This window comes from Micromonospora sp. PLK6-60, assembly GCF_019890675.1.
Classification (GTDB): domain Bacteria; phylum Actinomycetota; class Actinomycetes; order Mycobacteriales; family Micromonosporaceae; genus Micromonospora.
On sequence record NZ_JAIOAA010000002.1, the window covers coordinates 133,640 to 147,115 of the forward strand.

Below are 13,476 nucleotides of genomic sequence, written 5' to 3' on the forward strand. Positions count from 1 at the left end.
GAGCCGCCTCCGGGCCGACGTGCCGCCGGTCGGCTGCCGGCATCCTCGGGCCATGAACCTGCCCGTGCAGACCGAAGGACTCAGCAAACGGTACGGCGGACTGACCGCCGTGCGGGATCTCGACCTGACCGTACGACCCGGCGAGGTGTACGGCTTCCTCGGCCCCAACGGTGCCGGCAAGACCACCACGCTGCGCATGCTGCTCGGCCTGGTCCGCCCCAGCGCCGGCACGGTACGGCTGTTCGGCCGCACCCCCGGCGCCGGCCGGCTCGCCGGTGTCGGCGCGTTGATCGAGGGGCCGGCCTTCTACCCGTACCTGTCCGGCCGGGAGAACCTCCGGGTGCTGGCTCGGTACACCGGGGTCGGCGCGGACCGGGTCGCGCTGGTGCTCGACCTGGTCGACCTCGCCGACCGGGCCGGTGACCGGTACAGCGGCTACTCGTTGGGCATGAAACAGCGGCTCGGCGTGGCGGCCGCGCTGCTGAAGGACCCGCGCCTGCTGATCCTGGACGAGCCGACCAACGGCCTCGACCCGGCCGGCATGGCGGACATGCGGACGCTGATCCGGCGGCTCGGTGCGGCCGGCTGCACGGTGGTGGTCTCCAGCCACCTGCTCGGCGAGGTCGAGCAGGTCTGCGACCGGGTCGGCGTGATCGCCCGGGGCCGGCTGGTGGCCGAGGGCAGCGTCGCCGAGCTGCGCGGCGGCGCCGGTCTGCGGCTGCTCGCCGACCCGCTGGACGAGGCGGCGGCGCGGGCCCGGGAGCTGGTCGGCGCCGACCGGGTACGGGTCGTCGACGGCGGCCTGGAGCTGGCGGTCGAGCCGGACCGGGCGGCCTGGCTGAACACCGAGTTGGTCGGGGCCGGGCTGGCCGTGCGCGAGCTGCGGCCCCGGGAACGGGACCTGGAACAGGTCTTCTTCGACCTCGTGGAGAGGGGAACCGCCGATGTCGCGTAGTTTCCGCGCCGAGCTCGTCAAGCTGGTCCGCCGCCCGGCGGCCTGGCTGCTGCTGGCCATCACGCTCGCGCTCTCGCTGATCTTCACCTACCTCTTCCCGTACGCCGGGGTGGCGGGTGGCGCCGACGGCCCGAACACGGACCGGGCGCTGCCCGCGATGCTCCCGGACCACCTGGTCGGCAACTCGCTGGGCGGCCTGCCGGTCTTCCTGGGCGCGATCCTGCTGATCCTCGGCGTGCTCGTGGTGGGCGGCGAGTACGGCTGGGGCACCTGGAAGACGCTGCTGACCCAGGGACCGACCCGGCTCCAGGTGTACGCCGGCAAGGTGCTCGCCCTGGCCGTCGCCGCGCTCGCCGTGGTGGTCGCGGTGTTCGCCGTCGGGGCGGTGGCCAGCGCGCTCATCGCGTCCGCCGAGGCGCAGCCGGTGCGCTGGCCGTCGGCGGCCGACCTGCTGGCCGGCGTCGGGGCGGGGTGGCTCATCGCGACGATGTGGGCCATGCTCGGTGCCGTGCTCGCCGTCACGCTGCGGGCGGTGGCGTTGCCGGTCGGGCTGGGCCTGGTGTGGATGCTCGCCGTGCAGAACCTCCTCGCGGCCATCGCCGCCCCGCTGGTCGACTGGGTGGCGACGGCCCAGCGTGGGCTGCCCGGCCCGAACGCCGGGGCGCTGGCCGCCGCGCTGGGCGCGCCGGGGGACACCCCGGGCGTCGCCGCCACCGTCGGCGGTGGGCAGGCCACGGTGGTGGTGGCCGCGTACCTGGTGGGCTTCGCGGCGGTCGGCGCGGCGCTGCTGCGCCGGCGGGACATCGACTGAGCCGGGACGGGGGACGGGACGTGGACCGGGCGGCTGACGACGGGCGACGGTGGCTCCTCGACGGCCTGCTCGCCCTGGCCCTGCTGGCGATCGGGCTGGTCGGCACCGCGCCGGCCGGCCTGAACCAGGGCGTGGGCACCGGCCGGGCGACGTACCCGCTGGTCGTGGTGGCCGCGGTGGCGGTGGCGGGCCGCCGGAGGTGGCCGCTGGTCGGGCTGACCGTGGTCACCGCGGCGGTCACCGCGTATCTGCTGCTGGGCTACCCGTACGGCCCGATCCTGCTGTCGTTCTTCGTCGCCTTCTACACGGTGGCCGCCCACCGCCCGGTCCGGACCGCGGCCGTGGCCGGCGCCGCGACCGGCTCCGCGCTGCTGGTGTACGTCTTCGGCGGGTCGCGCCCGCCGGGCCTGATCGGCCTGATGCCGGTCGCCGCGTGGGTGGCGGTGCCGTTCGCGGTCGGCACGGTCGTGCGGCTGAGCCGGGAGGCCGCCGTCCGGGGCCGGGCCGACGAGGCCCGCCGCCTGGCCGACGCCGAGCGGTTGCGGGTCGCCCGGGAGGTGCACGACGTGGTGGGCCACGGGCTCGCCGCCATCCACCTCCAGGCCGAGATCGCGTTGCACCTGCTGGAGCGCAAGCCGGAGCAGGCCGAGGCGGCGCTGACCGCGATCAGCCGGACCAGCAAGGAGGCGCTGGACGAGCTGCGGGTCACCCTCACCGTGGTCCGCCGCGACGGGGTCGCCGACGAGCGGGCGCCGACGCCCGGCCTGGCCCAGCTCCCGGAGCTTCGGCAGCGGCTGGCCGGCGCCGGCGTGCCGGTCACCGTCGAGGTGGCCGGAGCGCCGCGTCCGCTGCCGGTGGCCGTCGACCTGGCCGCCTACCGGGTGGTGCAGGAGGCGCTGACGAACGTGCTGCGCCATGCCGGCCCGGCCACCGCCACCGTCCACCTCCGGTACGCCCCGAACGAGGTGACCGTGCGGGTCACCGACACCGGCCGGGGTCGGGTCGGCGGGCCGGACCGGCCCGCCGGTCACGGTCTGGCCGGCATGCGCGAGCGGGTCGCGGCGCTCGGCGGTACGTTCGACGCCGGGTCGGGCCCGGCCGGTGGTTTCCGGGTGCACGCCACGCTGCCCGTGCGGGAGGTCGAATGATCCGGGTGCTGCTCGCCGACGACCAGGATCTGGTCCGGATCGGCCTGCGGGCCCTGGTGGAGAGCGAGGACGACCTCGCCGTGGTCGGTGAGGCCGCCGACGGCCTCGCCGCCGTGGAGTTGGCCCGCCGGGAACGCCCCGACGTGGTGCTGATGGACGTGCGGATGCCCGGCGTCGACGGCATCGAGGCGACCCGTCGCATCCTCGGCGACCCGGCGCTGACCGGCACTCGGGTGGTGGTGCTGACCACGTTCGAACTGGACGAGTACGTCTTCGACGCGCTCCGGTTCGGGGCCAGTGGCTTCCTCACCAAGGACACCCGGCCGGTCGAGCTGCTGCGGGCGATCCGCCTGGTCGCGGAGGGGGAGGCGCTGCTGTCCCCGTCGGTTACCCGCCGGGTGGTCCGGGAGTTCGCCACCCGGCCGGCCCGGGTGCCCCGCCCGCATCCCCGGCTGGGCACCCTGACCGATCGGGAACGCGAGGTGGTGGCGCTGGTCGGCGAGGGGCTCAGCAACGCCGAGATCGCCGACCGGCTGGTGGTCAGCCCGGCGACCGCGCGGACCCACGTCAGCCGGGCCATGGTCAAGCTCGGCGCCCGGGACCGGGCCCAGTTGGTGGTCTTCGCGTACCAGTCGGGTCTCGTGGTTTCCTGATCTCCCGGCGGCGGCGGGCGTGGGGCTGGCCGGCCCGGAGCGGGGGTGCGGGCGGCGGGCTACCCTAGCGGTGGGTTGGACACCAGCCTGGCCGCCCTGTGCCCGCCGACGACGACAAACGGGATGTTCGCGTGTTTGACACCTTGAGTGACCGCCTGTCCGGGATCTTCACCAAGCTCCGCGGCAAGGGGCGGCTCACCGACGCCGACATCGACGCCACCGCGCGCGAGATCCGGCTGGCGCTGCTGGAGGCCGACGTCGCCCTGCCGGTGGTCAAGGGCTTCATCGGGAACGTCAAGGAGCGGGCCCGCAGCGCGGAGGTCTCCCAGGCGCTGAACCCCGCCCAGCAGATCGTCAAGATCGTCAACGACGAGCTGATCAACGTCCTTGGCGGTGAGGGCCGGCGGCTCCAGTTCGCCAAGAACCCGCCGACGGTGATCATGCTGGCCGGCCTCCAGGGTTCCGGCAAGACCACCCTCGCCGGCAAGCTGGCCCGCTGGCTCAAGGGCCAGGGCCACCAGCCGCTGCTGGTCGCCGCCGACCTCCAGCGCCCCAACGCCGTCGGGCAGCTCCAGGTGCTCGGTGGCCGGGCCGGCGTCGAGGTGTACGCCCCGGAGCCCGGCAACGGCACCGGCGACCCGGTGCAGGTGGCCCGCGCCTCGATCGAGCACGCGAGGCGGGCCGCCCGCGACATCGTCATCGTCGACACCGCCGGCCGGCTCGGCATCGACGCCGAGATGATGCAGCAGGCCGCGAACATCCGCGACGCGGTCCAGCCCGACGAGGTCATCTTCGTGATCGACGCGATGGTCGGTCAGGACGCGGTCCGCACCGCCGAGGCGTTCCGCGACGGCGTCGGCATCACCGGTGTGGTGCTCTCCAAGCTCGACGGCGACGCCCGTGGTGGCGCCGCGCTGTCGGTCCGGGAGGTCACCGGGCAGCCGATCCTCTTCGCGTCCACCGGCGAGAAGCTGGAGGACTTCGACGTCTTCCACCCCGACCGGATGGCCAGCCGGATCCTCGGCATGGGCGACGTCCTCACTCTGATCGAGCAGGCCGAGCAGGCCTTCGACGCCGATCAGAAGGAGAAGATGACCGCCAAGCTGATGGGCGGCGAGCAGTTCACCCTGGAGGACTTCCTCGACCAGCTCATCGCGGTCCGGCGGATGGGCCCGATCGCCAACGTGTTGGCCATGATGCCCGGCATGGGGCAGATGAAGGACCAGCTCGCCGAGCTGGACGACAAGCACTTCGACCGGGTCACCGCGATCATCCGCTCGATGACCCCGGCCGAACGCACCAACCCCAAGATCATCAACGGTTCCCGCCGGGCCCGGATCGCCAACGGCTCCGGGGTCACCGTGATGGACGTCAACCAGCTGCTCAACCGCTTCACCGACGCGCAGAAGATGATGAAGCAGATGGGCGGCATGATGGGCCTGCCCGGTGGGGGCCGGCGCAAGGCGACCAAGTCGCCGAAGAACAAGCGCAAGGGCACCAAGGGTGGCAACCGGCCGCGCGCCGGGGCGGGGCTGCCGGGCGGCTTCCCTGGGGGCATGCCGCAGCTGCCGCCGGGAATGGACCCGGGCGACCTGGCTGGCGGCCAGGGACTGCCGCCGGGCTTCAAGCTCCCGAAGATCGACTTCAACAAGCTCGGCAAGGGGGACAAGGGCCCGCGCTGAGCGCGTGTCGGTGACGGTGGGCGATGTGATTACCACTTAGAGTCAGGTCGCCCCCTGGAAGGAGATGTCAATGACCGCGGCCCCGATCCTGCCGGAGCGGCACGAGTGGACGGTCGACGACCTGGGTGACCTGCCTAAGGACCTTCCGTACGAACTGATCAACGGAAGGTTGATCGTGCCGTCGCCGACTGCCCTGCATCAGGACCTGTGTGTCGAGCTGCTGCTCGCGCTCCGCATCAACTGCCCGCCGGAGTTCCTGGTCAGCATCGACCTGTCGATGCGGGTCGACCCGCGCAACGAGCCGCGCCCCGACGTGGTGGTCATCCGCCGCAAGCACGCCGGCCGGTCTCCGGTGCCGGTGGAGGACGCGCTGCTCGCCGTCGAGGTCGTCTCGCCCACCTCCACCTTCCGCGACATGTACGACAAGGCCAAGGTCTACGCGCACGCCAACGTCCGCTCCTACTGGGTGGTCGATCCGCTCCAGGAGAAGGTCGCCCTCACCGAGTACGCCCTTGGCGCGAGCCGGGACTACGACCAGCTCGCCAACACCGAGGACCTGTTCGTCACGGAGACGCCGTGGAAGGTCTCCGTCGACCTGCCGGCGCTGACCGCCCGCCGCGACGCCCTGCTCGCCGCCGAGGACGAGTGATCCGGTAGGACTGTGCACATGGCCCTTCATGTGCGCGGTGTGCTCCTGCCCGACGACGAGGTACGGGACCTGTGGCTGGTCGGTGACCGGGTGACCTTCGCCCCGGTGCCCGGCGCGGAGACGGTGGTCGACGGCGGCTTCGTGCTGCCCGGCCTGACCGACGCGCACTGCCACCTCGGCATCGCCCGGGGCGGCGCCCCGATCACCTCCCTCGACCAGGCCCGCGAGCTGGCCCGCGTCGACCGGGACGCCGGGGTCCTCGCCATCCGCGACGCCGGCTCGCCGTACCCGTACCCGGAACTCGACGACGAGCCGGAACTGCCGCGACTGGCCCGCGCCGGCCGGCACATCGCCCCGCCGAAGCGCTACCTGCGCGACATCGGCGTGGAGGTGGAGGCCGCCGAGCTGGCCGCCACGGTCGCCGCGCAGGCCGCCGCCGGCAACGGCTGGGTCAAGCTGGTCGGCGACTGGATCGACCGGGGCGTCGGGGACCTGGCGCCGGCCTGGGACGCCGACGCGATGACCGCCGCCGTGGCCGCCGCGCACGCCGCCGGGGTACGGGCCGCCGTGCACACGTTCAGCGAGTCCGCCGTGGAGATCATGGTGCGGGCCGGGGTGGACTCGGTGGAGCACGGCACCGGGCTGAGCCTCGACCTGATCGACCTGATGGCCCGGCAGGGCACCGCGCTGGTGCCCACGATGATCAACATCCAGACCTTCGGCGGCATCGCCGAGCAGGCGCGGGCCAAGTTCCCCGGGTACGCCGACCACATGCTCGCCCTGCGCGACCGCTTCCCCGAGGTGGTCCGCGCCGCGCACGAGGCGGGGGTGCCGATCTACGTCGGGACCGACGCCGGTGGCGGCATCGACCACGGGCTGGCCGCCGAGGAGATGCTGCTGCTGCACGAGCGGGCCGGCATGTCCGCCGAGGACGTCCTGGCCGCCGCCTCCTGGGGCGCCCGCGAGTGGCTCGGCTTCCCCGGCCTGGTCGAGGGCGGTCTGGCCGACCTCACCGTCTATCCCGAGGACCCCCGCCGCGACCTGCGGGTGGTCCGCGCCCCCGCCCGGATCATCCTCCGCGGCCACGTCCTCCGCTGACCACCGCGCGGGCGCCGCACCCGCACGACCGACGCTCGATCCTGGATGTAGTGGTGTCCGCGCGGCTGCGAGGCCACTACATCCGCGATCGAGCACGATCTTGGGCGCGGGGCGCGGGGCGCGGGGCGCGGGGCGCGGGGCGCGGGGCGCGGGGCGCGGGGCGCGGGGCGCGGGGCGCGGGTCAGGGGGTGGCGGTGTGGAAGAGGTGGAGGGCCAGGTCGGCGAGTCGGGTGGCCGTCTCCTCGACCGGCGCCTGCGGCAGCACGATGTGGCTGACCACCAGGCGGACGACGGTGTCGGCGCCGAACGCCAGCGCCGCCGGGTCGGCGTCGGGCAGGTGCCGCGCCGCCCACTGGCGTACCGCGCCGGACGCCTCGGCCAGCACCAGCTCGGCCCGGGTGGTCAGGAAGGGCAGCAGCTCGTCCGCGCCGCCCTGGGCGCTGGTCAGGATCGCCTTGATCAGCGGGTTGTCCGCCGCCGCGGCGAGCGTCTGCGAGATGGCCGCGTACGCGCCGGCCCGCACGTCGGCGCCGTGTGCGTCCAGGGCGTCCCGCACGTCGGCGACGAACCGGTTCACCTCGCGCCGGGCCAGCGCCTCGGCCAGCCCCGCCTTGCTGCCGAACTCGTTGTAGACGGTCTGCCGGCTGACCCTCGCCGCGGTCGCCACGGCGCCCATCCGCACCCCGTCCCAGCCGGCCGCGATGGTCAGCGACCGGGCCGCGTCGACGATGCCGTCCCGCACCGGCGTACCGTCCCTCGACTCACCCATGGTGGTCGAAGTCTACGGTCGGCCGCCCGGCGGTCAGCGCACCTCCAGCTCGTACTGCGCCTCGACCCAGAAGCCGCCGCCGTCGCGGCCGCCGAAGGTCAGCCGGTGCGGCCCGGGAGCGGGTGGCGGCACCAACCCCCACAGGCCCCAGCAGGAGACCTGCACCGGCCAGGGCCAGACGGTGGCGACGTTGTTGAAGAAGCCCCGGACCGGGAACGACGCCGCGGAGCCGGCCGCCCGCACCGGCACCGCCACCCCGTCCAGGTGGGCGTGCCCGGTGGCGCCGGTGACCGGCTCCGCCGGGTCGGCGCGGCGGCCGGTCTGCCACCAGCAGAAGGCCGGGGGGAACAGCGGCCGGCCGGCCGGCACCACGCAGCGCCGGCTGACCGAGCCGCCGAACGTGCCGGCGAGGAACCACACGTCGTCCGGCTGGTGGCGCCCGGCGTCCCGGCCGGTGCCGTCCTTGATCGGGTTGACCGGCTGCCGGTGGGCGGCGACCCAGGCCACCCAGCGGGCGGCCAGCTCGGCCAGCGCCGGGTCGGAGTGGGGGGTGGGGGACGGCATGACCGCAGATGGTAGCGATGGCGCGCCCGCGCGCGCCGCCCCACCGGTGGCCGCATAGGATGTGCGGTCATGGCTCGCGTGCTCACTCCCCGTGCGGAGGACTTTCCCCGCTGGTACCAGGACCTGATCGCCAAGGCGAAGCTGGCCGACAACGGCCCGGTCCGGGGGACCATGGTCATCCGACCGGCCGGCTACGCCATCTGGGAGCGGATGCAGGCCGAGATGGACGCCCGGATCAAGGCGGCCGGCGCGGAGAACGCGTACTTCCCGCTGTTCATCCCGGAGAACTACCTCAAGCGCGAGGCCGAGCACGTCGAGGGCTTCTCACCGGAGCTGGCGGTGGTCACCCACGGCGGCGGCAAGCAGCTCGCCGAGCCGGTGGTGGTCCGCCCCACCAGCGAGACGGTGATCGGCGAGTTCATGGCCAAGTGGATCGACTCGTACCGGGACCTGCCGCTGCTGCTCAACCAGTGGGCGAACGTGGTCCGGTGGGAGCTGCGCCCGCGGATCTTCCTGCGGACCAGCGAGTTCCTCTGGCAGGAGGGGCACACCGCGCACGCCACCAGGGAGGACGCCCGCGCCTACGCCCGGCGGATCCTGCACGAGGCGTACGAGGACCTGATGGTCAACGTGCTGGGCATCCCGGTGGTGGTCGGCCTGAAGACCGCCCGGGAGCGCTTCGCCGGGGCCACCGCCACGTACACCTGCGAAGGCATGATGGGCGACGGCAAGGCGCTGCAGATGGGCACCAGCCACGAGCTGGGGCAGAACTTCGCCAAGGCGTTCGACATCAGCTACTCCTCGGCCGAGGGCGGCCGGGAGCACGCCTGGACCACCTCCTGGGGCACCTCGACCCGGATGCTCGGCGGCCTGATCATGTGCCACGGCGACGACAACGGCCTGCGGGTGCCGCCGAGGCTGGCGCCCGTGCAGGCGTACGTGATGATCGTCAAGGCGGGTGAGGGCGTTGCGGAGGCGGCGGCCAAGCTCCGCGACGGCCTGCGCGACGCCGGGGTCCGGGTCGCGCTCGACGACCGCACGGACACCCCGTTCGGCCGCCGGGCCGTCGACGCCGAGCTGCGCGGCTATCCGGTACGCGTCGAGGTCGGCCCGCGCGACCTGGCCGCCGGCAACGCGGTCGTGGTCCGGCGTACGGACGGCTCGAAGGCCCCGACCCCGGTGGCCGACGTGGTGGGCGCGGTGCTGGCGGCGCTGGAGGCCGACCAGCGGGCGCTGCACGACCAGGCGCTGGCCAACCGCGAGTCCCGCACCACGGAGGTGTCGACCCTCGCCGAGGCGATCGAGGCGTCCGCCACCGGCTGGGCGCGGGTGCCCTGGTCGGCGGTCGGCGCGGCCGGCGAGGCCGAGGCGAACGGTCAGGGCGTGACGGTCCGCTGCCTGCAACGCGCCGACGGCTCGGTGCCCGACGCCGAGGACGAGCCGGACCTGGTAGCCATCCTCGCCCGCGCCTACTGAGGGTGTAAGGAAGGGCCCCTTGTTAACGCATTCGGTAGAGCAGGGGCCCCCTGTTAACAGCCGGGGGAGCTGGGCGCCGGACCGCCCGTCAGGTCGGGCCCGGAACGGCCGGGGGAGGGTCGGATGCGGTTCGAGCCGGGTCGGCTGATCATGCACCGGAACGTGCGACACGGCCGCATCGGCTGGGTCCGCCCGGCCCGGGTGGTGCTGGACGACGACCGCGGGCTGCTGGTCTGGGTCGCCCGGGACACCCCGGTGGCGCACGAGGTGACCGAGGCGGGTCTCGGCATGCGGGCGGTGCCGTTCACCGAGTGGATCAGGTCGTCCTACCGGCTCGCCCACGGCCGCTGGAACGGCCCGCCGGTGCTGAAGTTCCTGCCCACCGGCGCGGCCCACTCGGTCTGGTGGTTCCGCGACGCCGACGACCGGTTCGCCAGCTGGTACGTCAACCTCGAGGAGCCCGCCGTCCGGTGGGACGACGGGGTGGTGGCCGGGGTCGACATGGTGGACCAGGATCTCGACGTGGTGGTCCGGCCGGACCTGACCTGGGAGTGGAAGGACGAGGACGAGTTCGCCGAGCGGCTCGCCTTCCCGGAGCACTACTGGGTGACCGACGAGAAGGCGGTACGGGCCGAGGGGGAGCGGGTGATCCGGATCGCCGAGGCGGGGGAGTTCCCGTTCGACGGCACCTGGTGCGACTTCACCCCACCGGCGGACTGGGACGTACCGGACGAACTGCCGCCCGGCTGGGACCGGCCGCCGGCGCGCTGAGCCCGTGTCGTCCGTCACCCGGGCGCCCTCGGTAGGCGCGGCGTCCGGGACCGGAGCGGAACCGGTCCGGGTCCGGTGCGGGAGATCGGCGCGGGATCTGGCAGAATGGGCCGCTGGTATCCGGCGCGCGTCCGGCGCCCTCTAACCCGGGCGCGTCGCCAGTCCACCGAGCAGTCTCCGGCCCAACCCCACTGTGCCGGTCGGCGCTCACCCGCACACCGCCCGTACCGGGCCGGTGAGATCGCAACAGGAGCGAAACAACTGTGGCCGTAAAGATCCGGCTCCTGCGGATGGGCAAGATCCGCAACCCGCAGTACCGCATCGTCGTCGCCGACTCGCGCACCAAGCGTGACGGTCGCGCGATCGAGTTCGTCGGTGTGTACCAGCCGAAGGAGGACCCTTCGGTGATCGAGGTCAAGTCGGAGCGGGTCCAGTACTGGCTCTCGGTCGGCGCCCAGCCGAGCGAGGCCGTGCAGCGCCTGCTGGAGCTGACCGGTGACTGGCAGAAGTTCAAGGGCCTGCCCGCCCCGCCGCCGCTGAAGGTCGCCCCGGAGCGGGCCGACCGCAAGGCGGCGTACGAGGCCGAGGCGAAGGCCGCCGCCGGCGTGGCGGAGACCCCGGCCAAGCCGGCCAAGAAGGCCGCCAAGGCCGAGGCCCCCGCCAAGGCTGAGGCCAAGGCCGAGACCGAGGCGCCGAAGACCGAGGAGCAGGCCGGTGCGGACTCCGGCGAGCAGGCCTGACGTGGCGCTGCGTCCCGCCCTGGAGCACCTGGTCAAGGGCATCGTCGACAACCCGGACGACGTCCGGGTGCGGATGGTCGATTCCCGCCGGGGCAAGCGGCTCGAAGTCCGCGTGCACCCCGAGGACCTGGGCACGGTGATCGGGCGGTCCGGCCGGACCGCCAAGGCGCTGCGCCAGGTGATCGGCTCCATCGGCGGGCGCGGGGTACGCGTCGACATCGTCGACTCGTACTGATGCTTCTCGTCGTCGGCAGGATCGGCAAGCCGCACGGGATCCGCGGTGAGGTCACCGTGGAGGTGCGGACCGACGAGCCCGAAGCACGGTTCGCCCCCGGATCGGTACTGGTTACCGAGCCGGGGGCGGTCGCGCCGGAGCCCGGTGCCTGGCAGGTGCCCGCCGAGCTGACCGTCGAGTCGGCCCGCTGGCACCAGGGGCGGCTGCTGGTCGCCTTCGAGGGCGTGCTGGGCCGCGACGTGGCCGAGGCGCTGCGCAACACGCTGGTCAGCGTGGACAGCTCCGCCGTGGCGGCCCCGGAGGACCCCGAGGAGTTCCACGACCACCAGTTGGTCGGCCTCGCGGTGGTCACCCGGGACGGCGAGCGGCTGGGCGAGGTGGCCCGGATCGATCACGCCCCGGCCTCCGACCTGTTGGTGCTGCGCCGCCCCGAGGGGCGGACCGCGCTGATCCCCTTCGTCAAGGCGATCGTGCCCGAGGTCGACCTCGCCGGCGGTCGCGTCGTCGTCGACCCGCCCGCTGGCCTGCTCGACCTGTAGCTGGAGCCACCCCATGCGTGTCGACATCGTGTCGATCTTTCCGGAATACCTCGCCCCGCTGGACCTGTCCCTGATCGGCAAGGCCCGCGCCAACGGCTCGCTGCGGCTGGCCGTACACGATCTGCGGACCTGGACCCACGACGTGCACCGCACCGTCGACGACACCCCGTACGGTGGCGGGCCCGGCATGGTGATGCGGCCCGAGCCGTGGGGGGAGGCCCTGGACGCGCTGGCCCCCGACGAGCTGAGCCCCGACGGCCACACCCTGCCCCGGCTGCTCGTCCCGTCGCCGGCCGGCGTCCCGTTCACCCAGGCCATGGCGCACGAGCTGGCCGCCGAGTCGCACCTGCTCTTCGCCTGCGGCCGGTACGAGGGCATCGACCAGCGGGTGCTCGACCACGCGGCCGCCCGGATGCCGGTGACCGAGGTCTCCATCGGCGACTACGTGCTCTTCGGCGGCGAGGTCGCGGTGCTGGTGATCCTGGAGGCGGTCACCCGGCTGCTGCCCGGGGTGCTCGGCAACGCCGGTTCGCTGGACGACGAGTCGCACGCGCACGGGCTGCTGGAGGCCCCGATGTTCACCAAGCCGGCCAGCTGGCGCGGGCTGGAGGTGCCGGAGGTGCTCCGCTCCGGCGACCACGGGCGGATCGCCCGGTGGCGGCGCGACGAGGCGCTGCGCCGCACGGCCGACCGGCGGCCCGACATGATCGCCGCGCTGCCCCGGGAAGACCTGGACAAGCGGGACGTCGACGCGTTGGACCGGGCCGGATTTCAGCTGCCACCGGTGGATGTGGCAAAGTAGAGGGGTTGCCGCATCCGTCCGCGCCCGTGGGCGGCTGCGAGGACCCTCGCCAGCCGGGGGTCAGAATCACCCATCCGCGCATCGAGTGACGGTGCGCCGTGAGCCTCACGAGGACACAGCGATGAACATCCTGGACACCCTTGACGCCCAGTCGAAGCGGGTCGACATCCCCAATTTCCGTGCCGGTGACACCGTGAAGGTGCACGCGCGGGTCATCGAGGGTGCCCGGTCCCGGGTCCAGATCTTCCAGGGCGTCGTCATTCGCCGCCAGGGTGACGGCCTGCGCGAGACCTTCTCGGTCCGCAAGGTCAGCTTCGGCGTGGGTGTCGAGCGGACCTACCCGATCAACAGCCCGGCGATCGACCGGATCGAGGTCGTGACCCGCGGTGACGTCCGCCGGGCCAAGCTCTACTACCTGCGCGAGCTGCGCGGCAAGAAGGCCAAGATCAAGGAGCTGCGCGAGAAGCAGCCGGCGAGCTGACCACCGCTCGCCACGCCGCCCCACCTGCGCGGATGTCGTACGCGCCGGAGCCCACTACGCTGTTCGTACGGGCGCGGGAGGGCGGCGGGTCGCGGTGACCGCG

The 13,476-nt window shown here is 73.6% G+C and carries 16 protein-coding genes; 14 read left to right on the forward strand and 2 right to left on the reverse strand.

The window, feature by feature from the left end; genetic code table 11:
* Window positions 1-52: 52 nt before the first annotated feature.
* From K7640_RS03590 to K7640_RS03620, 7 genes are all read left to right on the forward strand, one after another.
* Window positions 53-955, forward strand: coding sequence for an ABC transporter ATP-binding protein (locus K7640_RS03590; RefSeq protein ID WP_222953239.1), 903 nt, complete (start codon window positions 53-55; stop codon window positions 953-955).
* A complete protein-coding gene (locus K7640_RS03595) occupies window positions 945-1,766 on the forward strand; it encodes an ABC transporter permease (protein ID WP_222953240.1) in 822 nt (273 codons plus the stop codon). The genes K7640_RS03590 and K7640_RS03595 overlap by 11 nt, the downstream gene beginning before the upstream one ends.
* A 20-nt stretch (window positions 1,767-1,786) precedes the next feature.
* The gene (locus K7640_RS03600; protein ID WP_222953241.1) at window positions 1,787-2,914 is read left to right on the forward strand and encodes a sensor histidine kinase; all 1,128 of its coding nucleotides are present in this window, start codon (window positions 1,787-1,789) and stop codon (window positions 2,912-2,914) included.
* Window positions 2,911-3,567, forward strand: coding sequence for a response regulator transcription factor (locus tag K7640_RS03605; protein WP_222953242.1), 657 nt, complete (start codon window positions 2,911-2,913; stop codon window positions 3,565-3,567). Before K7640_RS03600 ends, K7640_RS03605 begins: the two co-directional genes overlap by 4 nt.
* A 131-nt stretch (window positions 3,568-3,698) precedes the next feature.
* A complete protein-coding gene (gene ffh, locus K7640_RS03610; RefSeq protein ID WP_222953243.1) occupies window positions 3,699-5,249 on the forward strand; it encodes a signal recognition particle protein in 1,551 nt (516 codons plus the stop codon).
* Between the two features lie 70 nt (window positions 5,250-5,319).
* A complete protein-coding gene (locus K7640_RS03615) occupies window positions 5,320-5,898 on the forward strand; it encodes a Uma2 family endonuclease (protein WP_222953244.1) in 579 nt (192 codons plus the stop codon).
* Between the two features lie 18 nt (window positions 5,899-5,916).
* On the forward strand, window positions 5,917-6,996 hold the full coding sequence (locus K7640_RS03620) for an amidohydrolase family protein (RefSeq protein ID WP_222953245.1): 1,080 nt from the start codon (window positions 5,917-5,919) through the stop codon (window positions 6,994-6,996).
* A gap of 181 nt (window positions 6,997-7,177) precedes the next feature.
* Here K7640_RS03620 and K7640_RS03625 read toward each other — a convergent pair whose 3' ends face one another.
* Both K7640_RS03625 and K7640_RS03630 read right to left on the reverse strand, forming a co-directional pair.
* Window positions 7,178-7,765, reverse strand: a complete 588-nt coding sequence (locus K7640_RS03625) for a TetR/AcrR family transcriptional regulator (RefSeq protein ID WP_222953246.1) — start codon at window positions 7,763-7,765, stop codon at window positions 7,178-7,180.
* Window positions 7,766-7,798: 33 nt separating this feature from the next.
* Window positions 7,799-8,329, reverse strand: a complete 531-nt coding sequence (locus tag K7640_RS03630) for a hypothetical protein (protein ID WP_222953247.1) — start codon at window positions 8,327-8,329, stop codon at window positions 7,799-7,801.
* A 69-nt stretch (window positions 8,330-8,398) separates the two neighbouring features.
* Here K7640_RS03630 and proS point away from each other — a divergent pair, with 69 nt between their 5' ends.
* The 7 genes from proS (at window position 8,399) to rplS (ending at window position 13,373) form a co-directional block, all read left to right on the forward strand.
* Complete coding sequence (proS, locus tag K7640_RS03635) at window positions 8,399-9,805, forward strand: proline--tRNA ligase (RefSeq protein WP_222953248.1); 1,407 nt, start codon at window positions 8,399-8,401, stop codon at window positions 9,803-9,805.
* A gap of 123 nt (window positions 9,806-9,928) precedes the next feature.
* Window positions 9,929-10,576, forward strand: coding sequence for a DUF402 domain-containing protein (locus K7640_RS03640; RefSeq protein WP_222953249.1), 648 nt, complete (start codon window positions 9,929-9,931; stop codon window positions 10,574-10,576).
* A gap of 263 nt (window positions 10,577-10,839) precedes the next feature.
* A complete protein-coding gene (gene rpsP / locus K7640_RS03645) occupies window positions 10,840-11,316 on the forward strand; it encodes a 30S ribosomal protein S16 (protein ID WP_222953250.1) in 477 nt (158 codons plus the stop codon).
* Window positions 11,291-11,551: an RNA-binding protein gene (locus tag K7640_RS03650; protein WP_222953251.1), complete on the forward strand. Its 261-nt coding sequence runs from the start codon at window positions 11,291-11,293 to the stop codon at window positions 11,549-11,551. Before rpsP ends, K7640_RS03650 begins: the two co-directional genes overlap by 26 nt.
* Window positions 11,551-12,090, forward strand: coding sequence for a ribosome maturation factor RimM (gene rimM, locus K7640_RS03655; protein ID WP_222953252.1), 540 nt, complete (start codon window positions 11,551-11,553; stop codon window positions 12,088-12,090). The genes K7640_RS03650 and rimM overlap by 1 nt, the downstream gene beginning before the upstream one ends.
* A gap of 13 nt (window positions 12,091-12,103) precedes the next feature.
* Complete coding sequence (gene trmD, locus K7640_RS03660) at window positions 12,104-12,892, forward strand: tRNA (guanosine(37)-N1)-methyltransferase TrmD (protein WP_222953253.1); 789 nt, start codon at window positions 12,104-12,106, stop codon at window positions 12,890-12,892.
* 121 nt (window positions 12,893-13,013) lie between these two features.
* Entirely contained in the window at window positions 13,014-13,373 is a 360-nt protein-coding gene (rplS, locus tag K7640_RS03665) for a 50S ribosomal protein L19 (protein ID WP_222953254.1), read from the forward strand.
* Window positions 13,374-13,476: the final 103 nt, after the last annotated feature.

What these genes read in the sequence shown, in the direction of transcription:
- K7640_RS03590 (WP_222953239.1), top strand. Translation starts at nt 53, where the DNA reads ATGAACCTGCCCGTGCAGACCGAAGGACTCAGCAAACGGTACGGCGGA.
- K7640_RS03595 (WP_222953240.1), top strand. Translation starts at nt 945, where the DNA reads ATGTCGCGTAGTTTCCGCGCCGAGCTCGTCAAGCTGGTCCGCCGCCCG.
- K7640_RS03605 (WP_222953242.1), top strand. Translation starts at nt 2,911, where the DNA reads ATGATCCGGGTGCTGCTCGCCGACGACCAGGATCTGGTCCGGATCGGC.
- K7640_RS03615 (WP_222953244.1), top strand. Translation starts at nt 5,320, where the DNA reads ATGACCGCGGCCCCGATCCTGCCGGAGCGGCACGAGTGGACGGTCGAC.
- K7640_RS03620 (WP_222953245.1), top strand. Translation starts at nt 5,917, where the DNA reads ATGGCCCTTCATGTGCGCGGTGTGCTCCTGCCCGACGACGAGGTACGG.
- K7640_RS03625 (WP_222953246.1), bottom strand. Translation starts at nt 7,765, where the DNA reads ATGGGTGAGTCGAGGGACGGTACGCCGGTGCGGGACGGCATCGTCGAC.
- K7640_RS03630 (WP_222953247.1), bottom strand. Translation starts at nt 8,329, where the DNA reads ATGCCGTCCCCCACCCCCCACTCCGACCCGGCGCTGGCCGAGCTGGCC.
- proS (WP_222953248.1), top strand. Translation starts at nt 8,399, where the DNA reads ATGGCTCGCGTGCTCACTCCCCGTGCGGAGGACTTTCCCCGCTGGTAC.
- K7640_RS03640 (WP_222953249.1), top strand. Translation starts at nt 9,929, where the DNA reads ATGCGGTTCGAGCCGGGTCGGCTGATCATGCACCGGAACGTGCGACAC.
- rimM (WP_222953252.1), top strand. Translation starts at nt 11,551, where the DNA reads ATGCTTCTCGTCGTCGGCAGGATCGGCAAGCCGCACGGGATCCGCGGT.
- trmD (WP_222953253.1), top strand. Translation starts at nt 12,104, where the DNA reads ATGCGTGTCGACATCGTGTCGATCTTTCCGGAATACCTCGCCCCGCTG.
- rplS (WP_222953254.1), top strand. Translation starts at nt 13,014, where the DNA reads ATGAACATCCTGGACACCCTTGACGCCCAGTCGAAGCGGGTCGACATC.